This is a genomic window from Arthrobacter sp. Marseille-P9274 (assembly GCF_946892675.1).
Taxonomy (GTDB): domain Bacteria; phylum Actinomycetota; class Actinomycetes; order Actinomycetales; family Micrococcaceae; genus Crystallibacter.
The window spans coordinates 356,906-377,469 of sequence record NZ_CAMPOV010000002.1 but is presented as its reverse complement, the minus strand read 5'-3'; the positions used below and the strand labels follow the sequence as shown (position 1 = coordinate 377,469).

The following is a 20,564-nucleotide window of genomic DNA, read 5'->3' as shown; positions in this document are numbered from 1 at the left end:
CGCTGCACGTATGAATAGACTCGTCCCATGGACGTCGAGCTGCGCCACCTGCGATCCCTCGTTGCCGTCGTCGAAACCGGAAGCTTTACCGACGCCGGGATCGAGCTGGGCATTTCGCAGGCCGCGGTTTCCCGGAACGTGGCCGCGCTGGAACGTGCCCTCGGCGTACGGCTCCTGCACCGCACCACCCGCAGCGTCGAGCCGACCACCGCGGGGGAGCGGGCCATCCGGAAAGCCCGCCGGGCCCTGTCGATCGTCGCGGAGCTCCAGCGGGAGGCTGCCGGTAGCGGCGGCACCGTCAGCATCGGGTATCCCTGGTCCGCGCTGGGCCGGCACACGCAGGAATTCCAGCGTCGATGGGAGGTGGTGTTCCCGCACAGCGAGCTGCGACTGGTCAGGACCAACTCGCCGACGTCGGGACTCGTCGAAGGCACCAGCGACTTCGCCATCCTGCGGCGCGTTCCCGACACAGCGGCCGTGGACCTTGTGCTGATCGGGCACGAGAGGCGCTACTGTGCGATGGCCTCCGACGACCCCCTGGCCGGCAAGCGGACCGTCTCGCTAGCGCAGCTCGCCGACAAGCCGGTGGCGCTCGACCTGAGAACCGGAAGCACACGGCTGGAGCTCTGGCCGGAGGAGCGGCGTCCAGGCAAGAGCATCTCCATCGAGGACGTCGACGACTGGCTTACCGTCATATCGACCGGCGCAGCCCGCGGCGTGACTGCCGAATCCACCGCGTACCAATACCGGCGGCCCGGCCTCGTCTACCGTCTCGTGCGCGACGCTCCGCCGCTGCCTGTCTACGTCGCCTGGTCCAAGGCCGATCCGCCCCCGGCGCGCAAGGACGTCATCGAACTCCTCGCCAGCTTTTACGCCTGACATCGGTTCCGTCGCGACACCGAGCCGCGCTTGGTCAGGGCGTGCGGCGATGCCAATCAACTCTTGATATATACCCCCTAGGGGTATATATTCGGCAGTACCGGAAACCAGCGTCCGAGTCCGACGGACTCCAACGCAGCGAAGGTCCTCACCGCCGCGGCAGCGGAGCGCCATCCAGTGGCCTGACGCCCCCGATCCCCGCGCCGCCAACGAATGCTGTGTGAGGAGATCATCATGAGCGCGTCGATCGACCGCGTACTGCCCCTGACCGGGAAATCAGCCTCCGGCTGCAGTTGCTGCTCCCAGACTGCCGAAGAGCCAAACGAATCCCAGCGGAAGGCCGCATCATGAAAACCCCGCATTCGCAGCACGACCATTCCGGCCACGGCCCGGCGATGACCGACCACGACACCCACGGGCAGGCCATGCCTGCCGGCCAGGCGCACTCGGCGGTGGACGACGAGCATGCCGTCCACACGCACGGCGAACACGCCGGGCACAGCACGGCGATGTTCAAGAACAAGTTCTGGCTGTCCCTGCTGCTGTCGATCCCGGTGGTGTTCTTCAGTCCGATGTTCGCCGACATCCTCGGCTACGCCATTCCGGATTTCCCCGGCGCCGCTTGGATTCCGCCGGTGCTGGGAACCGTCATCTTCTTCTACGGGGGCACCCCGTTCCTGAAGGGCGGCCTGAAGGAACTGAAGTCGCGCCAGCCGGGCATGATGCTGCTGATCGCCATGGCCATCACGGTCGCCTTCGTCGCCTCCTGGATCACGAGCCTGGGGATCGGCGGCTTCGACCTGGACTTCTGGTGGGAACTGGCGCTGCTGATCGTGATCATGCTGCTGGGCCACTGGATGGAGATGCGGGCGCTGGGCTCCGCGCAGGGCGCCCTCGATGCGCTGGCCGCCCTGCTTCCGGATGAAGCGGACAGGATTAACGACGACGGCGGCGTCACCACGGTGCCGGTGGCCTCCTTGGGCACGGGCGACGTCGTGCTGGTGCGCTCCGGAGCCCGGGTGCCCGCGGACGGGCGGATCATTCATGGTGAGGCCGAGTTCGACGAGTCGATGATCACCGGCGAGTCCAAGGCCGTCGGCCGCGGAACGGGTGACACCGTGGTCGCCGGGACCGTCGCCACGGACAATGCCGTACGGGTGGAGATCACCGCCGTCGGCTCCGACACCGCGCTGGCCGGCATCCAGCGCTTGGTCGCCGAGGCGCAGGCGTCCTCGTCTCGGGCCCAGGCGCTGGCCGACCGAGCCGCCGCCCTGCTGTTCTACTTCGCGCTGGTTGCCGGCATCATCACCTTCGCCGCCTGGCTGCTGCTCGGCAGCCCGGACGAGGCCGTCATCCGCACCGTGACCGTCCTGGTCATCGCCTGCCCCCACGCCCTCGGGCTGGCCATCCCGCTGGTCATCGCCATCTCGACCGAGCGTGCCGCCCGTTCCGGCGTGCTGATCAAGAACCGCATGGCCCTGGAACGGATGCGCACCGTGGACGTGGTCCTGTTCGACAAGACAGGGACCCTGACCGAAGGCGAGCACGCCGTCACCGGGACCGCCCCCGCCAGCGGTGTTTCCGAGGCCGAGCTGCTGGCGCTGGCCGCCGCCGCCGAGTCCGACAGCGAACACCCCGTCGCCCGCGCCATCGTCCGCGTCGCCGCCGAGAACCCCGATGCCCAAGGGCTGGGCCTGGCCGGCAGCAATTTCAGCTCCCGCACCGGCCGCGGCGTCCGGGCCACCGTTGGCGGCTCGGAGGTCTCCGTGGGCGGGCCGAACATGCTCCGCGAACTGGGCCTGGCCGAGCCACAGGACATTGCCGCACAGACCGACGCCTGGCGGGAACGCGGCGCGGGCGTGCTGCACGTGGTCCACGACGGCCGGATTGTCGGCGGGCTGGCCCTTGAAGACAAGGTCCGTCCCGAATCCCGGGCCGCCGTCAAGGCGCTCCAGCAGCGCGGCGTGAAGGTCGCCATGATCACGGGCGACGCCCGCCAGGTCGCCGAAGCCGTGGGCCGGGACCTCGGTATCGACGAGGTCTTCGCCGAGGTCCTCCCTCAGGACAAGGACAAGAAGGTCACCGAACTGCAGCAGCGCGGCCTGAAGGTGGCCATGGTCGGCGACGGCGTCAACGATTCCCCGGCGCTGGCCCGCTCGGAGGTCGGCATCGCCATCGGCGCGGGAACCGATGTGGCGATGGAATCGGCCGGCGTCGTGCTCGCAGGAAACGATCCCCGCGCGGTGCTGTCGATGATCGACCTGTCCAGGGCCAGCTACCGGAAGATGATCCAGAACCTGGTCTGGGCGACGGGCTACAACATCGTCGCGGTGCCGCTGGCCGCCGGCGTGCTGGCCTTCGCCGGCGTCGCGATCTCGCCGGCCGTCGCCGCGATCCTGATGTCGGTCTCCACCATCGTGGTGGCCCTCAACGCGCAGCTGCTGCGCAGGATCGACCTTGACCCGGAGCGGATCCGCTAGGACGGCTCACACAGTGAGCGCCACAGAGATGACGACAGCCGCGGCCCTGGGGCCGCGGCTGTCGCTGCTTACTTACTTGAGGGGCAATGCAGGGGCGCCGCGCTTGCCAGCGTTAACACCCGGACCTAGCGCCTACTCAGGTGCCCTGCGGCGCGAACGTTTTCCCGCCGTCGTCGGAGTACTCCAGCCCGTTGGCTGTGTAGACCCAGACGAGCAGCTTGCCTCCCTCTCCGATTCCGGCGGTCATGGCCTCGGGCGGGGCGGAGGCGTTCCCGGCCTTCTGCCAGGAGCGGCCGGCGTCGGAGCTGGTGTACACCAATCCGTCGGGCGCGATGCCGGCCACCGTGGCATCGTCCGCGAACGCGGTCAGCAGGAGGACCGGCCCGTCCTCGGGGGAGGACCAGGTCTTGCCGCCGTCATCGGACCGGTGGATGCCCTGCTCGGTGGTCGCGAGCACCACCGGACTGGTAGGCGTTCCGGCGAGGCTGTACGGGTGGAAGCCGGCGTCCACGGTTTGCCAGGTTTCGAGGTCCTCGGTGATGCGCAGCTGCCCGTCGAAGCCGATGACACCGGAGCCCGTGGCGGTCAGCGCGTGGAAATCCGACTCGCCCTGCCTGGACAGCTGCTCCCAGGTGCGGCCGCCGTCAGAGGAGCGGATCAACCCGACAGGTTCGGGCAGGTCCGACCCGGGGCCGGGGTGCCCGGAGGCGAAGAACTGGCCGTCGCCCGCGGCGAAGCCCATCAGGTCGATGACCGGGCTGAGCGGCGCCGCCGATCCGGAACCGGCTTCGAAGAGGCCGTTGTGTGTTGCCAGCAGCACGCGTCCGGATTGCGGGTCGGCGCTGATGCCATGCACATGGCCGTAGAGTTCGGCGGCCGCTGCCGCGGCCTTTGTCGCGCCGGAGGACTCGGCTGCCGCGTTCGAGGGCGGGGCGGCCGTGCCGCCGCAGCCGCTGAGCAGCAGGCCCGCCGCTGCGGCCGCAGCGGGCAGGACCAGGCGCGCGCCTGCGGGCAGCCTGGAAAATGGGGCTTTCATGTTTCTCCGTAGAAGTTGAATCCGTGGAGGTTGAAGCAGAAGGGGTCGTGGGGCGGCTGCCCGGGCACGCGTGGTTGCGCGCCTGGGCAGCCGCGCCGGCGGGAGGACTCAGAGCCCGGCGAGCAGGCCCTTCATCTTGTCGATTTCAGCCTGCTGGTCTGCCACGATCTTTTTGGCCAGCACCACGGCCTGGGCATCCGATCCATTGGCCGCTTCCTGCTCGGCCATGGTGATGGCGCCCTCGTGGTGCTCGATCATCTGCTCCAGGAACATCCGCGAGGCGTCGGTTCCTTCGGCCCCTCTGAGCTTGTCGAGGTCGGCGTCGCTCATCATTCCGCTCATGCTCGAGTGGCTGCTGTGGTCGCTGCCGCCCGCCATCGTGGTCGGCTGTCCCCGGGCCTCGAGCCAGCTGTGCATCTTCTCGATTTCGGGGCCCTGAGCCGCCTTGATGTCTTCGGCCAGCTGCTTCACCTCTGGATCCACGCCGTCCTTGACGAGCATCATCTCGCTCATATCCACGGCTTGTTCGTGGTGGGGGATCATCGCCTGGGCGAACGCGGCGCCCGCCTGTGCCGCCTCGGATCCGGATGCCGCAGCGGACGGGGCCGCTCCCTGCTGGCCAGCGTTCGGGGCGGAGGAATCGGAGCCGGTGTCCGAGCCGCAGCCGGAGAGGAGCAGGGCAGCGGCGACGGCGGAAGAGGCGATGACTGCATAACGCTTCATAGCGATCGGTCCTTCGTAAGTCTTGGGTGTCTGTCGAGGCCGCACGCGCAGGGCATGCGGAAATAGGCCGTTCCCGTAACGGGATCAAACAGGCGGCCTACGTGCGGCTGACGGAAAGTTCCAGCAACGAAGGTGATCTGGGAATGGCCCGGATCCACGAGGGCGAAGGCGGGGGTGCGCGCAGTCCATGGGCGCCGCTCACGTGATGCCGCTGCAGCAGGAAGGCCAGGAGCAAGCCGGTCGGCACCACCAGGAAGACACACGCGGCTTCCATCGTGTGCTCCCCTCCGCAGGGACCGGCGCAGGTTGCGGAATGCAGGTCCGGATCGGCGGTTGTGAGGGTGGCGGCGGAATTAGTAACGCCTTGGGACGTGTGGATGCTGCCCGCGTCGCGCGAGGCGCTCCGGGCGGTGTGGAAGCTGTCGTCCGCGTGCGGAGTGCCGTGGTCCGTGTGGGAGCCGTGGAAACTGCCGGCGTCAGGTGAAGCGGGCTGGCCCGAGGCCACGGCGGCGTGTCCGGGCGCGGCTTGGTGGGAAATGCCCATCGTATGCATCCCGAGGATGCCGGCGATTACCGCCAGCAGGCCGACCAGTAGCATCGAGCTGTGCCGGAAAGGCGCGGGGCAGCGCGGAATCACGAACATGTGGTCCGCCATGCCTGCCTTCCTGCTAGCCGGAGCCGCCTTCTTCGAGCAGCCAACGGCCTGGTCGCCGTTCCCCGCCCTCTGACAATGATACCGGGCGGGGGTATCCAGTTCCACCTGTGAGCCTCGATGCCGGAGGGCCATGTGCCCCGCGTTAGCGCCGCCCGGGAGCGTCCGATTGCCGGAGGGCGTTTTCGACGGCGGCCAGCAGGCCATTGAAGCGCGGGTCCCCTTCGAGATCCTCCAGCAGGACCGGCTGTCCGGCCGAATCGGCCAGCGGCACCTGCCAGTTGGGGTACTGCTCGGCGGTGGTGCCGGGCTGGTTCTGGACCCGGCGGTCGCCGGTGCCGTCCACCAGCGCGACGCCCAGCAGGACCGACGGCGTCTGGGCCAGCAGCAGGTGCAGCGCCTCGATCTGCTGCTGTTCCGTCGCCTCGCCGTCCGGCAGCAGACCGCGCTCGCGGGCAACCTCCAGCACGGCACTTACCGATTTCCGGTGCCCGGCCAGCTCCTCGGCCGCGCTCTGCTGGAGCAGGCCGAGACCGTCCCGCAAGGCCACATGTTCGCCGGACAGGTAGCCGGCGGTTGGCGGCAGGTCGTGCGTGTTGACGCTGGCCAGGCACTGCATCCGGTACTTTTCGGGCGGCAGGGGAGCGCCGCCGTCGTTCTCGAACCACAGAATGGAGGTGCCCAGGATGCCGCGCTCCGCGAGGTAGTCGCGCACCCACGGCTCGAAGGTGCCCAGATCCTCGCCGATCACCACGGCGCCGGCGCGCTGCGCCTCCAGCGCCAGGATGCCGATCATCGCCTCATGGTCGTAGGTGACGTAGGCACCGTCGATGGGCAGGTTCCCCTCCGGCACCCACCAGAGCCGGAACAGGCCCAGGATGTGATCCACCCGCACGCCGCCGGCGTGACGCAGCACGGTGCGCAGCATGTTCCGGAACGGCACGTAGCCGGCCTCGGCCAGCCGCTTCGGGTGCCACGGCGGCTGCGACCAGTCCTGCCCCAGCTGGTTGTACATGTCCGGCGGCGCACCCACGCTGACCCCGGGCGCCAGCACGCCGCGGAGCATCCACGCGTCCGCGCTGGACAGATCCGCGCCGACCGCCAGGTCGTGCACCACGCCCAGGCGCATCCCGGACAGCTTCGCCGCACGCTGCGCCGCCTCGAGCTGCTCGTCGCAGAGCCACTGCAGCCACATGTGGAAGCCGATCTTTTTGGCCAGCTTGCGCCGCTTCGCCTGCGCTGCCGCCGTGTCCGGGGCCGCCGCCGGGTCGCGCCACGACGGATCGTCCGCGGGCGTCTCCTCGCGCAGGGCGCACCAGAGGGCGAAGTCCTCCAGCCCGGAGCCGCTGTCGCGGACGAACGCGCGGTAGGCCTGCTCGCGCGCGGGGGAGCGCTCGGCCTGGTGAAGCAGCTCCAGGGCCTCGAGCTTGAGCGCGTAGACCTGGTCCCGGTCCAGCAGCCCGGCGCTGCGGTTCAGCCGCTGCGCCTTGGCCGCGAGCTTCTCCACCTGTTCCCGCTGCTTCGGCTCCAGGTAGGCCAGTTCGTCGATCGCCTCGATCCGCAGGTAGAGCGGGTTGAAGAACCGCCTGGTGGAGGGCGAGTAGGGCGAGGGTTGCAGCGGCGGGGCGGGCTCGGCCGCGTGCAGCGGGTTGACCAGCACGTAGTCCGCGCCGCGCTCGGCACTGAGCGCGGCCAGGTCCGCCAGGTCGCCGAAATCCCCGATCCCCCAGGAACGACTGGAGCGGACCGAGTACAGCTGCGCGGCGAGGCCCCAGCCCCGGCGCTGCTCCAGCATCCCGGTGGTGGCCAGCCGGTCCGGCACCACGATCAGCGCGGTCTGGGCCGCGGCGCCCTCGATCTCGGCATGCAGGGTGTGCCAGCCCAGCGGCAGGTCCCGCGGCAGTGCGAAGGTGGCGCGGCCGGTCAGCACACCATCCACCTCGCGCGGCTCCACGCTGACGTCGCGCTGCCGGGCGGTGTGCTCCCGCCCGTCCTCGGCGACGATCCGCAGCTTCACCGGTGTCCCGTCCGGCACGTGCACCGGGACCAGGGCTTCCTTTCCCGCGGTGACAACGACGGCGGGGGGCAGCATGCGGCGCCAGGGCTCCAGTTCCGCGTCGGCAAGGGATCCGTCCACCAGTTCGGGGGACGAGGCCGGAACACCGAGGGCGGCCAGCACCTTGACCAGCGTCCCGGGCGCCACCTGCTGCGGCTTCCCGTTCCAGCCAGTGAAGGTGGTGCCGACGCCGTACGCCGCGGCCAGCCGGCGCAGCTGGGCGAGGTCTGGGTCGAGGTGGGCGTCAGCGGAAGTGCTGACGGGGGACGCGGGGTTGCTCATCAAGTCCGCCTTGTCTACCGAGGGTCGCTGCATGCATGTGCCGGAGCGCTGGGGCACCTGGTTCCGATTATGTCAGCGCGCACTGACAGTGGAAGAAGATGACGGCGAACCAGTGGTCAACGTCGGTCATAGTGCACGACGATGGCCCGCCGCCGGTCCCCGCCGCAGTTGGAGGATGATCTTGTTCAAGTCGACCAGGACGTCAACCACGCCGCATCTGGCCATCACAGGTCGTTGATCTTCTCAAATGAGTCCCGGCCGTCCTTGCCGAGCTCCTCCGACAGAAGGATTGCGAACGACGGCGTTGGCGCCTCCGCGGCCTTGCTCGGTTGAGAGCGAAGTGTCCAGGCAGGAGTGCCCCGGCAGGACAATGCATCGTCACGCATCCCGGTATTCGTTTCCCGAAGGCCTCTGCCGCAGTCCCGAAATAATGTCGGAGCCAGCTCATAGTGTTGGTGCATGGAGGACTTCGGGAAGCAGCGGTCGAGGAAGCGGCAGGTCAATGCCTCGTTCTCTGCTGCGCCGGTTGGGCCGTCTTCTCTTTTTGAGTACCACTTGCATAGGGCGCTGCTGGATGAGTGCCTGCGGCGGATGTATCCGGACCTGGCGCCTGGGGCCGGCGATCAGTTGCGTGTCGTAGAAGATCCAACGTTGGGCACTCTGCACATCGCGGGCCTGGATAATCCGGGCGAGGTTCAGGGCGCAGGAGCGGAAGGCTTGTGTTCCTCCGATCCGACTGGCTCCGATCCGCCTGCCGCTGCTCCGTCTGCCTCGCCCCCGTCTTCCTCCGATCCGGATGGCCTTTGCGGCGCCCAGCTGCCTCGCCGGCCGGGCAAGGTGTCGCCTGCCGGCAGGAACAAGGACGGCGTCACGGTACCGATCGGTGATCCCGACGACCGGGACAGCAACGACACGCGCCCCGCTTCCGCCGCTCCGGGGTCTGAGACCCCCGCGGCCGCGTCCGCACCGGAAGGGCCCGCTGCCGCCCCGCAGGCCCCGGACGCTTCCCCCGCGTCCGGTTCCGTCCCTGCCACTGGCGGCGCGGATCCAGGGCGTGCCGAGTCCGGCCCCGCGGAAGCCGTGGCCGCTGATTGCGCGGCTGGTCCCGGGGAGCTGACTGAACCTGCCGCGTCCGGGTCCGCTACCGCCCCCGCACAGAAAGACATGGCGGCTGCGCAGGATGACGCTGCGGCAGATCCCGCTGCAGCGTGCGAAGCCGAACCTCCCCTAACGCCGTCCGAGCCGGTACCGGCGGCGGATGAGGCTGGGGATGGGGAGGAGGTGCCGGATTGGGCGTTGTCGCCGAGGCGGCGGGCGGAGCGGGAGCGGGCCAGGGAGGCGGCCCGGCCGAAGCCGCCGGCGTTGGTGGAGCACGGGCCGGTGGAGTGGTTTCAGGCGTGGCGGGACATCGCACCGCCGGATCTGGTGGTGGTGCTGGCGCGGCAGGACCTGTCCGGACTCTCTGACGGGGTGTTGCTGGAGTACCTGGCCGCGGTGGAGAAGGCCACGGCGTGGTTGCAGTCGCTGCGGGTGGTCGGACTCGGCGAGTTCGCCGGCCGCCGGACCGAGCCCGGATCCCCGCTAATGGGCCCGGAGGGCTACGAGCAGGGCACGGTCAAGGAGCTCAGCGCGCACCTGCACCAGTCCCGGAACACGCTGGCCCCGCAGCTCGCGGACGCGGTCCAGCTCTGCGGGCACTTCCCGGGCACGGTGGCGGCGATGGGCGAAGGACGCGTGGATTTGGGGCGGGCGAGTGCGATCGTGCGCGGCTCCCGCGACCTGCCCGCCGCCGTACTAGCCGAGTATGAGGCGCAGGTTTTGCCGGGGGCGGAGCACGTGGTCCGCGAGACCGTGCAGGACCGGGCCCGGACGGCACGGCAACGGCTGCACCCGCAGACCCTGGACGAACGGCATACGAGGGCGATGGAGCACCGCGGGCTCTGGTTCCGGCCGCAGGAAGACGGGATGGCCGAACTGAGCGTGCATACCGGCGCGGATACCGCGATGGCCGTCTACAACCTGGTGCAGGAGCACGCCCAACACCTGAAAACCCTCGACGGAGAAACCCGCACCCTGGCCCAGCTGCGCGCCGACGTCTTCACCGGCCTTGCCGGCGAAACCGGTGAACACGGCCCCGTCGACAGCAGCAGCCGCTGCTTCGCCCCCGTGAACGGCAACGGAAACGGCAACAGGAACGGGATGGGGAGCGGGACGGCCTTCGGGGCCACAGTCCTCCCGCCGGCCGGCGGGAACGGGGCCGGAACGGACACCCTCACCGGCGTCATGGACGGCCGCTGTGGCGCCGCGGCCGGTGACGGCACTCCCGGTGCCGCCCAGGCCGGTGGCGGCGCGGCCGGTGACGGCACTCCCGGTGCCGCCCAGGCCGGTCACGTCGCAGCCGGTGCCGCCGCTGCCGGTGACGGCGTTGCCGGGGGTGCCTGTGCCGGTGAGGTGTGGGGCGGCGGGAACGTGAAATCGTTTGTGGCGGTGACGATCCCGCTGGCGACCGCCGCGGGCGGGGACGAGCCGGGCGAACTGGCCGGGTACGGGCCGATCCCGCCCGCAATGGCCCGCAGGATCGCGGGCCTGGCGAAAACGTGGCTGCCGGTCATCACCGACGAACACGACAAAGCGGTCATGGTGGCCCGGGAGATGCGGCACCCGCCCGAATGGCTCAAACGCCACGTGCGACTGCGGGACGGGACCTGCCGGGGGCTGGGCTGCCGGACCCAGTGGAAGCACTGCGAGCTCGACCATACGCTGGCGTGGGAACACGGCGGCAAAACCGAATTGGACAACCTCGCCCTGCGCTGCAAACCCGACCACCTGTCCAAGCACAATGACGGCTGGCACACCACCCAGGAACCACACGGGGTGATCCGCCACCAGACCAGGACCGGACAGACCTACACGAGCTACCCGGACGGGTCCTGGGTCAGCCACGGCATCAAACCGCCACCGCCCCCGCCACCGGACCCCTTCAACGACACCACGCCGCCGCCCTTCTAGATACACCGAGTTCTGGATCCGAATACCCGCGCGTAACAAGAGCGGGACGTGGGCCGACAAAGCCGGGAGGAAAGCACCGGTTGCGAGCTGGGAGGCTCACACGGACGCCGAGCCGGCAGGCGCGAACAGAGGCCTAACGGGGTTGAGGGGACAGACCTCTGAGCCCGGGATGCGGACCCACCGCGGGTTCTCAGCCTGGGATGCGTTGTACTGGCGCCGGGTGGGGGAGCCGGGAGCCTGCCGCTTATTCCGTGAGGCGCGGGCGGCGGGACCACCGGGCGGCTTTGAGGGCGAGGTGCAGCTCCAGCCGGGTATGGCCTTTGAGTGGGTCGGCGCCAATGATGGAGCGGACTTTGGCCAGCCGGTTGTACACGCTGCTGCGGTGCAGGTGCAGTCCGGCGGCGACGTCGGCGACCGAGCCGTCGGTGTCGTAGAGCAGCTCGAGGACGGGCAGCAGTTCGCCGTTCCGGTCCCGCTCGGCGAGTTCGCGGAAATGCACGGATCCGGCCGGCAGGAGCCCGCGGGCCTCGGCAAGGAACTGATACACGCCGGTGTCGCGGTAGTCGACCAGATGCCCAACGCGCGGATCCACGGAAGCCGCCTGCGCCGCCGTCGTCGCTTCCCGGTACGCGGTCGGCAGTCGGCGCAGGTCGGTGAAGGGTTCGCTGAGGCCCAGCATGTCGGGCCGCTCGGGGTGCCCGCCGCGCAGCGAGATTTCGTGGCTGTAGCGCTGGAGCACCTCCTGGTGGTCGGCGCGTCCGGCCAGGTCGCGGAAGAGCAGCACGGCATGCTGTGGGGCGCCGGCGCTGAAGAGCGCGGGCCGGATGCCGACGGTGGCCTGCAGGGCGGAGACGCGCTGGAGCATCACGGCCGCCTCCGGGTCCGCGAGCTCGGCCATCGCCACGTCCGGGTCATCAATGCGCTCCATGACCACGCCGAGGGCCCAAGGCTCCCGCCCGCCTATTTCCGGCCAGCCGGCCACGTCCTCGATGGCCGCGCTGTCGCCGGCGCAGGCGGCGAGAAACTGGGCTTCGCGGCGCCGCCGGGCTTCCGACTCCGGGGTGTTGGTGTCCAGCAGTTCCTCGGCCAGGCCGTCCAACAGCGGCCGGACCTGCGGCAACCCGGCCAGAATCGAGTCGGGTGCTTCGCCAGGTTCCTGCAGGACCCAGAGGTAGCCGACGCGGAACCCGCGCACCAGCAGCGGCACGCAGACGCGGCCGAGCATGCCGAGCGATTCGTTGGCGCCGACCACCACGGGCCGCACGGCGGTGGCGATGCCGTGGCTGAGCTGCCAGGCGCTGACGTCCTCCGGCACTTTCTTGGTCAGCAGGAAGTTCACCCGCACCGGGTCCGCCGAGGCTCGGTGGCTGCTGTACGCGATCAGGTCGCCGTCCAGGTCCTCCACGGAGACGCCGTGGTCCAGGGTCCGGGCGATCGACTCGACGGCCTGTTCCGTGCTGAGGTTCTGCACGCACTCTCCTGTAGAAACGGATCCTGGCGGCAATGCCCCGGTCGACGGCGGCCCGGGAATGGTCCGGGCCACGTAGACAACGGGCGACAGTTGCTGCGCCGCGACTCGACATTTGTCGATTGCAGCTTCCAGCATAGCTGTGGTAGCCATCACAGCGCCTGTTCGGCTGGCGGGACCGGTTGAGGCCTGATCTTCCGCGCCGATCCGCGGATCATGGCGGCTTCGGGAACGGACGACGGCGGCGGGTCGCCGCACGCTGCCACAACCGGCGCCGCGGTGCCCGCGAAGGGGAGCGGCCGGCGTCGTAATTTCCGCCTCTACAGTTGATTCACGGCCGGTTCCGGCACAGAATTCCACCCACGAAAACGGAGGCACCCCGATGATCATCGGCGTTCCCAAGGAAATCAAGAACAACGAATTCCGCGTGGCCATCACGGCCTCCGGCGTGCACGAACTGCGTGGCCGCGGGCATCAGGTGCTGATCGAGGCCGGCGCCGGAGTTGGCTCCAGCATCGAGGACGCCGAGTACGTCGCTGCCGGTGCCGAGATCGTGGTCGGTGCGGACGAGGTCTGGGCACGGGCCGAGATGGTCATGAAGGTCAAGGAGCCGATCGCCTCCGAGTACCGCCACTTCCGGGACGGGCTCGTTCTCTTCACCTACCTGCACCTGGCCGCCGAGCCGGAGCTGACGCGTGCGCTGCTCGACTCGGGCGTCACCGCCATCGCTTATGAAACCGTGCAGAGCGCCAACGGTGCCCTGCCGCTGCTCGCCCCGATGAGCGAGGTCGCCGGGCGGCTCTCCGTGCAGGTCGGCGCCACGGCCCTAACCAAGCCCGCCGGCGGCCCCGGCGTGCTGCTCGGCGGCGTGCCGGGCGTCCGGCCGGCCAAGGTCACCGTGCTGGGTGCGGGCGTGGCCGGCACCAACGCGGCCGCTATGGCGCTGGGCCTGGGCGCGGACGTGACCATCCTGGACATCAACGTCAACCGGCTGCGCGAGCTGGACGCCCAGTACTCCGGGCGCCTGAAGACCGTGGCCTCCAACAGCCTCGAGGTCGAGCGTTCCGTGGTGGAGTCTGACCTCGTGATCGGCTCTGTCCTGATCCCGGGCGCCAAGGCCCCGAAGCTGGTCAGCAACGAGCTGGTCGCGAAGATGAAGCCCGGCAGCGTCCTGGTGGACATCGCGGTGGACCAGGGTGGCTGCTTCGCCGACAGCCGGCCGACCACGCACGAGGATCCGACTTTCACCGTGCACAACTCGCTCTTCTACTGCGTGGCCAACATGCCGGGCGCCGTGGCAAACACCTCCACCTACGCGCTGACCAACGTCACGCTGCGCTACGCCGCGCTGCTTGCCGACCTGGGCGTGGACGCGGCGCTGGCCAAGGATCCGGCGCTTGCCGCGGGCCTGAACGTCTCGGCAGGCCAGGTCCGCCACCGCTCGGTAGCCGAAGCCTTCGGCCTGGAGCTGGCCGAAGCCGGCGAGCTGGTCAACGCCTAGGGCTTAGCTCCTCGCCAGGCTAGGGCTGAATTCCTTCACGGGCCCACCACTTCGTTGGGGCCATAACTCAATAGATCCACTACGCCGCGGGGCGGGCGCACTGAATCCGGTGCATCCGCCCCGCGGCGCTTTTGCGGCTAAGCATTTCTGGCCCGGCTCGCCGAAGCAGTTGTAAGATTGTCTGCAATGGACAGGCGGCGGCATTCCGGCGCCTGCTCAGCAGCCACTGCCGAGAGCAAGGAAGCCCATGGCACACCGATTCATCGAGCCGCTGGTCCAGGAGTCCACGCCGGCCATCATCGCGCGCAAGCTGCGCTACGCCATCGGGCACGGCGAACTGCAGCCGGGCCAGCAGCTCGGCGAGGCGGACCTGGCCCGCGAGCTGGGCGTCAGCCGGGGGCCGCTGCGCGAGGCGATGCAGCGGCTGACCCAGGAAGGCCTGCTGGTCAGCATACGGAACCGCGGCATTTTCGTGACGGAACTGGGCCCGGACGATATTGCCGACATGTACCTGGCGCGCACCGCCGTCGAACGCGCCGCCGGGCTGAAGGTTATCGAGGTCGTCGGCATCCACGAGAAGGTTGCGGCCGCGCTGCGGACCGTGACGGACAAGATGGCGCAGGCCGTCGCCGCCGGCGAGCGGGGCAGCGTCCTGAGCGATCTGGACATCGAGTTCCACGAGCTGCTGGTCAGGATGGCCGAGAGCGGCCGGCTCTCGCGCATGCACCAGACGTTGATGACGGAGACCCGGATGTGCATGGCGGCGCTCGAGGACACCGGCTACACCCCGGAGGACCGGCTGGCCGAGCACGAGGCCATCGCCGATGCGATCGGGGCGGCGAACGTGCCGCTGTTCCACAAGCTGCTGGCACACCACATGGACGATGCGGTGGAGAAGATTTCCAGCAGCATGCGGGCGCTGGAGAACGCAACGGAGAACGACGGCGGCGTGGTGCCGGGTGCCGCGGGCGCGGCTGCGGAGCCGGTAGCGTAACGGGCGAACCGGCAACCTCGAGATAGCTGGAGGCGAGTGGCCTGATGGGCAGGGCGTCCGACGAATACAAGCGGCGGCTGGAACGGGCGGCCGAGGTGCGTTCCGTGCGGGCCTCGGGCGGCAGCGCCGCGGAGGCGCAGGCCGCGGCCGCGGAGGAGGAGCTCGAGGAGAAGCGGCGCAAGCTCGGCAGCGCCGCCAGGGCGGACTACCTGATCCGCGACGCGATGGCCCGCGGCGAGTTCGACAACCTGAAGTACGCGGGCAAGCCGATCCCCGGGCTGGGGCAGGGGAACGATCCGGACTGGTGGGTCAAGGGGCTGATCCAGCGCGAGAACCTGACCGGGCTGGGGCCGAAGGCGATCCTGCTGCGCACCGAGGATGCCGAACTCGACGCCACGTTGGACCGCGTGTACACCGAGAAGCAGGTCCGCGAGATCGTCGAGGACTTCAACGCCCGGGTCATCGACGCCCGGCGCCAGCTCCAGGGCGGTCCGCCGGTCATCACGAAGACGCGCGACGTGGACGGGGAGGTCCGGCGCTGGCAGGAGCGCCGCGAGGCCCGGCGCGCGGCGACCCCGGCGGAACCCGAGCCGGAGCCCAAGCGGACCTGGTGGCGGCGGCTCAGGGGCGGCGGGTAATTAGCGGCCGATAATGACGCGTTAGCTGGGGCTGGCTGCAGGCTGGCTGCTGGCTGGCTAGGGGGCTGGTTTTCGCGGGCCGCCGGTTGGTTTTGGCCCGGTTTTCGCGGGCTGCAGGCTGGCTGGGCTGGTTTTCGCTGGTTAGGGCAGCCGTGTCTTCCTGGGCAGGGCCTGGGCGCCAGCCTCTTCGGGCTCCAACGGGACGGGGCTCAGGAGCGTCGCCGGACCGCGATGGAGGAGACCGCCGGCCAGGGGCTGGCAGCGAATGCCGCCTCGTCCGCGCATCGCGGCATGGGCTCCGGGAGCCAGCATCCGGTCCATCCAGACGCAGGGGTGGGCCTGCCGGCCGCCGCGCAGGGTGACGGAGTCGCCCCCGGATTCCAGGGTGAATTCCTGGCCGACCAGCGGGGCGAGCTGGGCACCTCTGAGGATCACGTTGCGCCGGGCCAGGAGCGGGTCGAAGGGCACCGCCTCCAGCTCGGCGGCGATGGACTCGAGAGCCTCGATGGCCATGAGCGTGACCGCTGCGTCCATGTGCGCGGCCTTGCCGAAGAAGCGGTCGCCGACGATGCCTTTCCCTGCGACCACCTCGACCTGGTCGAGGTCCGAGGTGGGGACGTCGGCGGCGCCGTCCCGGGCGCGGCCGAAGTAGGCATGGCGCGGGGAGACCAGCAGATGCAGGATCTCCACTTGGTATGCGAACGTCGCCGTCATGCTACCCAGCTTAGGGCGGGTGCCCTCGGGGTGGGTTGGCAGGCTCCGCATCGTGAGCGGGTTGGCGGGGACGGCGGAACGTGCGGTGCGGCAGGCTCGGCGAAGCCCGCCGCCGATCCCTGTCGGGCCGGCGGCGGGCGGTTGGCCTAGGCGCTGTGGAAGGCCTCGCGGCGGGCGCGGGCGTCCTCGCGGTTGAACTCGACATGCCGCAGGCTGGGCAGCCCGGTGGATTCCGGGAGGCCGGGGAGTTCTTCGCCGCGCAGGGTGGCCTGCGAGGTCTCGCGCATGCAGAGGATGCTGACGAAGCCGATGACGCCGGCGATGGCCATGTACCAGCCGGGCACGAGCTGGTTGCCGGTGGTTTCGATCAGCTGGTTGGCGACGGTCTGGGACGGGCCGGCGAAGAACGCCGTCGAGAAGTTGTAGCCGATGGCGAAGCCGCTGTAGCGCACGGCGGTGGGGAACAGCGCGGGCAGGGTGGAGGAGACCGAGGAGACCAGGACCACCAGCAGCAGGCCGAGGACGGCCAGGCCGACGAACTGCAGCAGCAGGTTGGGGATGCCGAGGAGCATGATGGCGGGGACCGAGAGCAGCGCATACCCGGCGGCGGCTGCCAGCAGCAGCGGCTTGCGGCCGACGCGGTCGGACAGCGCGCCCATCGGCGGGATCGCCACCAGCATCAGCGCCATGATGCCCACCAGCATCCAGTTGCCCTGGGCCGTGCTGTGGCCGAGTTGTCCGCTCAGGTAGGTCGGCATGTAGCCGAGGATCAGGTAGAACGCGACATTGAGCAGCACCACGAAGCCGGCGAGGACGAGGATCTGGCGCCAGTTGTGGACGATCACGTGGCGCAGCGGGGAACGGGTGGTCTCGTGCTGTGCGGAGGCCTCGGAGAAGACCGGGGCTTCGCCCAACCGGGTGCGGATCCACAGCGCGGTCAGGCCGAGCGGGATGGTCAGCAGGAACGGGATGCGCCAGAGTCCGTCCTGGACGGCCTGCTCGCCGGCTACGGTGATCAGCGTGGTGCAGACGACGGCGGCCAGCATGAAGCCGACGGTGGTGCCGAATTCCAGGAAGGAGCCGAGGAAGCCGCGGCGTCGGTCCGGGGCGGATTCGGCCATGTAGACCGCGGCGCCGCCGTACTCGCCGCCTGCGGAGAAGCCCTGTACCAGCCGGCAGAGGAGCAGCAGGACCGGGGCCAGGGCGCCGACGGTCTGCAGCGTGGGCAGCAGGCCGATGGCACCGGTGGCCAGGGTCATCATCATCACCGTCAGCACCATGACCTTCTGCCGGCCGACCTTGTCGCCGAGCGGCCCGAGGATGATGCCGCCGAGCGGACGGACCAGGAAGGACAGCGCGAGGGTGGCGAGGGTCAGCGTGACGCCGAGGCCGCCGTCGCCCTCCTCCGAACCGAAGAAGTTCACCGCCATGAAGATCGTCAGGTAGCCGTACACGCCGTAGTCGAACCATTCGACGGCGTTGCCCAGGGCCGAGCCGAGGATGGCGCGGTTGAGCGTGCGCTTGCCCTCGGGCGTGCCCGGTTCGGCGCCCGGCGCCGTTTTGGGCTCCGGCTGGTTGTTGCGCAGGGATTCGGAAGTGCTCATGGAGTGCTCCTAGTTGGTCAGGGTACGCAGGCAGAGCAGGGCGTAGGCACGCGCGGCGATGGACAGTTCGTCCAGGCCGACGGATTCGTCCGCCTGGTGGGCTTGGTCGTTGAGGCCGCCCGGGCCGAGCACAATGGCAGGCACGCCGAAGTCGCGGACGATGAAGCCGCCGTCGCACGCGGCCGTCCAGCCGCCGATCCGGGTGCTGCCCCCGGCAGCTTCCACGCTGGCCACGGCCGCGGCGACCAGCGGGTGGTCCGCGGGGGTGCGGAAGCCTGGCATCTGCATGCTGACGCGGCCGGTGACTGAAATCCCGTCCGTGTCAATGCCGGCTTCGCGGATCCGGGCCAGCAGGTCCGCGAGGATGCGGTCCGGGTCATCGTCCGGCATCAGGCGGCGGTCCAGGGAGAGGGAGCACGACGGCGCCACCACCGAGGTGCCCTGGCCTCCTTCGATCAGTCCGACATTCCAGCTGCCGGCTCCGAGGAGGTCGTCCTGGTCCTGCTGCAGCCGCTCGTGGTCCGCGCGGATGAGTTCGCAGATCCGGGCGGCGGCGGCGATGGCGTTGCGCCCGTCCGCCGGGCGGCCGGAGTGCGCGGGGCGGCCGGTGATTTCCAGTTCCAGGTAACTGTCGCCGCGGCAGCCGACGACGGTTTCCAGGTCCGTGGGTTCGGCCACGACGCAGCCGAGGTAGTCATGGGGGAGGGCCGAGGCGGCCAGCGTCCGGATGCCGAGGCCGAGGTCCTCTTCGTCCACGGTGCAGACCAGCGTGACGGGGCCGGAGAGCTCGGCGCCCGCCTGCTTGAGCGCGGCCATGGCGCCGAGGACCGCGGCGAGGCCGCCCTTCATGTCCGTGGCGCCCCGCCCGTAGAGCCGGCCGTTTTCCACGGCGGCCTGGAAGGGCTGGCGGCTCCAGCCGGGCCCCGCCGGGACGACGTCGGAGTGGCCGAGGAACATCAGGCCGCGCGCCGCGCCGGATTCCGGGCCCGGGACGCCGGTCTCCGCAGCCGTCCCGGCGGGAGCGGGCGGCGGCAGCGTGACGAGGATGTTCGGGCGGTCGGGGGCCGCGGGCTGGATGGCGACTTCGAGGCCCAGCTCGCGGGCCGCGGCCTCCAGCACGGCGACGGTGGCGGCCTCGGTGTCCCCGGGGTTCTCGCCGCCGGCCCCGATGAGCCGGGCGGCGAGGTTTACGATCCGGCCCAGGTCGACGGCGTCGAGGACGGCTTGCTCGGTGGCAGTCAGCGCGCGCTGGGCTGCCTCGCGGGGGGCCGGCGCCACCTACCGCGCTCCCGAGGAGGCTGCCGTGCCGAAGGAGACCTCGGCGCGGGCCTTGTCGATGGCCGCGGCGAGGCGGACGATGCCGGTCTCGGTGCGCTCCGGCGACGAGGAGGCGAAGCAGAGCCGGAAGGCGTCGGTGAACCGGCCGCCGGGGGAGAGCGCCGGGCCCGGGATGAAGGCGACGCCCTCGGCCAGCGCGATGTCGAACAGCCGCTGGGTGTTGATCTTCGCGTCCTCGCCCTGCAGCGTCACCCAGAGGAAGAAACCGCCGTCGGGGTTCGTGGTGCGCACGCGGTCCCCGAGATGCCGCCCGATGCTCTCCAGCATTGCGTGCTTGCGGCCCTGGTACTCGCGGCGCAGCCAGGCCAGGTGGTCGTCCAGGCCGCCGCGCAGGATGAACTCGGCCACCAGGTGCTGGGCCGGCACGTTGGTGCAGGTGTCCATGGCCTGCTTGGCGTTGATGACCAGGCGCTGCAGCTCCGGGTCGGTCTCCACCCAGCCCACGCGCAGGCCGGGGGCGAGGATCTTGGAGAAGGTGCGGACCGAGAAGATCAGCGGATCGTCCGGGCTGAGCTGGTTGAAGGTGGGCAGCTCCTCGCCCTCGAAGCGCAGCAGGCCGTACGGGTCGTCGTCGACAATCACGGTGTTCCACTCATGCGCCAGCTCCAGCAGCCGCTTGCGGCGCGGCAGCGAGAGCGTCGTCCCCGACGGGTTCTGGAAGTTGGGAATGGTGTAGATGGCCTTCGGCGTCTTGCCGTACGCGGCCACGAGGGACTCCAGCTGGTCCACGTCCATGCCGTCCTCGTCGACCGGGACCTCCAGCAGCTCCGCGCCGTAGCTGAGCGCGGTGGCCGAGCCGTTGGTGTACGTCGGGCTCTCCACGACCACCAGGTCGCCGGGGTCGACGAAGATCTTGAAGGCCAGGTCCAGCCCCTGCATGCCGCCCGAAGTGATGGTGATGCGTTCACGCGCGGTGGGATCCGCCGTCGTCGATAAATAGTCCGTGAGCGCGTCGATGAGGTGCGGCTCGCCTTCCGTGGCGCCGTAGGTGTAGGAGGAGGCGTCGTAGACGGCGGCGGGCACGCTGTTGAACAGCTCGACGGGCACGGCTTCCTCCGCCGGGGCGCCCATCGCGAAGCGCACGATGTCGTGGGTCTGCTTGGCCAGCAGCGACGTGCTGGAGTCGATGACGGAGCCGACCAGGTTGCCGGCCCGTGCCCCGAGGGGAAGGTTGCGCAGGGTCATAGGAA

The 20,564-nt window shown here is 70.0% G+C and carries 15 protein-coding genes; 6 read left to right on the top strand and 9 right to left on the bottom strand.

Annotated elements, in window-relative coordinates; genetic code table 11:
* Positions 1-27 precede the first annotated feature (27 nt).
* Positions 28-879 carry a LysR family transcriptional regulator gene (locus OC550_RS14925; RefSeq protein ID WP_262106704.1) on the top strand — a complete coding sequence of 284 codons (852 nt, stop codon included), beginning with the start codon at positions 28-30 and terminating at the stop codon, positions 877-879.
* 347 nt (positions 880-1,226) lie between these two features.
* Positions 1,227-3,359 carry a copper-translocating P-type ATPase gene (locus tag OC550_RS14920; RefSeq protein WP_262106703.1) on the top strand — a complete coding sequence of 711 codons (2,133 nt, stop codon included), beginning with the start codon at positions 1,227-1,229 and terminating at the stop codon, positions 3,357-3,359.
* 136 nt (positions 3,360-3,495) lie between these two features.
* Here OC550_RS14920 and OC550_RS14915 read toward each other — a convergent pair whose 3' ends face one another.
* The 4 genes from OC550_RS14915 to malQ all read right to left on the bottom strand — a co-directional run bounded on the left by OC550_RS14915 (position 3,496) and on the right by malQ (position 8,108).
* Positions 3,496-4,395, bottom strand: a complete 900-nt coding sequence (locus tag OC550_RS14915) for a F510_1955 family glycosylhydrolase (protein ID WP_262106702.1) — start codon at positions 4,393-4,395, stop codon at positions 3,496-3,498.
* A 108-nt stretch (positions 4,396-4,503) separates the two neighbouring features.
* Positions 4,504-5,118: a DUF305 domain-containing protein gene (locus tag OC550_RS14910; RefSeq protein ID WP_262106701.1), complete on the bottom strand. Its 615-nt coding sequence runs from the start codon at positions 5,116-5,118 to the stop codon at positions 4,504-4,506.
* A gap of 97 nt (positions 5,119-5,215) precedes the next feature.
* Entirely contained in the window at positions 5,216-5,773 is a 558-nt protein-coding gene (locus OC550_RS14905; RefSeq protein WP_262106700.1) for a hypothetical protein, read from the bottom strand.
* Positions 5,774-5,915: 142 nt separating this feature from the next.
* Complete coding sequence (gene malQ / locus OC550_RS14900) at positions 5,916-8,108, bottom strand: 4-alpha-glucanotransferase (RefSeq protein WP_262106699.1); 2,193 nt, start codon at positions 8,106-8,108, stop codon at positions 5,916-5,918.
* A gap of 1,380 nt (positions 8,109-9,488) precedes the next feature.
* Here malQ and OC550_RS14895 point away from each other — a divergent pair.
* Positions 9,489-11,117 (top strand): HNH endonuclease signature motif containing protein, encoded by a 1,629-nt coding sequence (locus tag OC550_RS14895; RefSeq protein ID WP_262106698.1) that lies wholly within the window; start codon positions 9,489-9,491, stop codon positions 11,115-11,117.
* Between the two features lie 244 nt (positions 11,118-11,361).
* Here OC550_RS14895 and OC550_RS14890 read toward each other — a convergent pair whose 3' ends face one another.
* Positions 11,362-12,588: a CdaR family transcriptional regulator gene (locus tag OC550_RS14890; protein ID WP_262106697.1), complete on the bottom strand. Its 1,227-nt coding sequence runs from the start codon at positions 12,586-12,588 to the stop codon at positions 11,362-11,364.
* A gap of 379 nt (positions 12,589-12,967) precedes the next feature.
* Between OC550_RS14890 and ald the strand changes: the two genes are divergently transcribed.
* From ald to OC550_RS14875, 3 genes are all read left to right on the top strand, one after another.
* The gene (gene ald, locus OC550_RS14885; protein WP_262106696.1) at positions 12,968-14,086 is read left to right on the top strand and encodes an alanine dehydrogenase; all 1,119 of its coding nucleotides are present in this window, start codon (positions 12,968-12,970) and stop codon (positions 14,084-14,086) included.
* A 247-nt stretch (positions 14,087-14,333) separates the two neighbouring features.
* Positions 14,334-15,080 (top strand): GntR family transcriptional regulator, encoded by a 747-nt coding sequence (locus tag OC550_RS14880; RefSeq protein ID WP_262106694.1) that lies wholly within the window; start codon positions 14,334-14,336, stop codon positions 15,078-15,080.
* 44 nt (positions 15,081-15,124) lie between these two features.
* Positions 15,125-15,718, top strand: coding sequence for a DUF1992 domain-containing protein (locus OC550_RS14875; protein WP_262106692.1), 594 nt, complete (start codon positions 15,125-15,127; stop codon positions 15,716-15,718).
* Positions 15,719-15,859: 141 nt separating this feature from the next.
* On the opposite strand, the gene OC550_RS14870 is transcribed toward OC550_RS14875, so the two are convergent.
* From OC550_RS14870 to OC550_RS14855, 4 genes are all read right to left on the bottom strand, one after another.
* Positions 15,860-16,432: a molybdenum cofactor biosysynthesis protein gene (locus tag OC550_RS14870; RefSeq protein WP_262106690.1), complete on the bottom strand. Its 573-nt coding sequence runs from the start codon at positions 16,430-16,432 to the stop codon at positions 15,860-15,862.
* A gap of 146 nt (positions 16,433-16,578) precedes the next feature.
* Entirely contained in the window at positions 16,579-18,036 is a 1,458-nt protein-coding gene (locus tag OC550_RS14865; RefSeq protein ID WP_262106689.1) for an MFS transporter, read from the bottom strand.
* 9 nt (positions 18,037-18,045) lie between these two features.
* Positions 18,046-19,314 carry a M20 family metallopeptidase gene (locus OC550_RS14860; RefSeq protein ID WP_262106687.1) on the bottom strand — a complete coding sequence of 423 codons (1,269 nt, stop codon included), beginning with the start codon at positions 19,312-19,314 and terminating at the stop codon, positions 18,046-18,048.
* Positions 19,315-20,559: a PLP-dependent aminotransferase family protein gene (locus OC550_RS14855; protein ID WP_262106685.1), complete on the bottom strand. Its 1,245-nt coding sequence runs from the start codon at positions 20,557-20,559 to the stop codon at positions 19,315-19,317.
* Between the last annotated feature and the right edge of the window lie 5 nt (positions 20,560-20,564).

Bases quoted from the DNA above. Each gene is read 5' to 3' on its own strand.
- malQ (WP_262106699.1), bottom strand. From the start codon at position 8,108: ATGAGCAACCCCGCGTCCCCCGTCAGCACTTCCGCTGACGCCCACCTC.
- OC550_RS14855 (WP_262106685.1), bottom strand. From the start codon at position 20,559: ATGACCCTGCGCAACCTTCCCCTCGGGGCACGGGCCGGCAACCTGGTC.
- OC550_RS14870 (WP_262106690.1), bottom strand. From the start codon at position 16,432: ATGACGGCGACGTTCGCATACCAAGTGGAGATCCTGCATCTGCTGGTC.
- OC550_RS14875 (WP_262106692.1), top strand. From the start codon at position 15,125: ATGGGCAGGGCGTCCGACGAATACAAGCGGCGGCTGGAACGGGCGGCC.
- OC550_RS14880 (WP_262106694.1), top strand. From the start codon at position 14,334: ATGGCACACCGATTCATCGAGCCGCTGGTCCAGGAGTCCACGCCGGCC.
- OC550_RS14865 (WP_262106689.1), bottom strand. From the start codon at position 18,036: ATGAGCACTTCCGAATCCCTGCGCAACAACCAGCCGGAGCCCAAAACG.
- OC550_RS14925 (WP_262106704.1), top strand. From the start codon at position 28: ATGGACGTCGAGCTGCGCCACCTGCGATCCCTCGTTGCCGTCGTCGAA.
- OC550_RS14920 (WP_262106703.1), top strand. From the start codon at position 1,227: ATGAAAACCCCGCATTCGCAGCACGACCATTCCGGCCACGGCCCGGCG.
- OC550_RS14910 (WP_262106701.1), bottom strand. From the start codon at position 5,118: ATGAAGCGTTATGCAGTCATCGCCTCTTCCGCCGTCGCCGCTGCCCTG.
- OC550_RS14915 (WP_262106702.1), bottom strand. From the start codon at position 4,395: ATGAAAGCCCCATTTTCCAGGCTGCCCGCAGGCGCGCGCCTGGTCCTG.
- OC550_RS14905 (WP_262106700.1), bottom strand. From the start codon at position 5,773: ATGGCGGACCACATGTTCGTGATTCCGCGCTGCCCCGCGCCTTTCCGG.
- ald (WP_262106696.1), top strand. From the start codon at position 12,968: ATGATCATCGGCGTTCCCAAGGAAATCAAGAACAACGAATTCCGCGTG.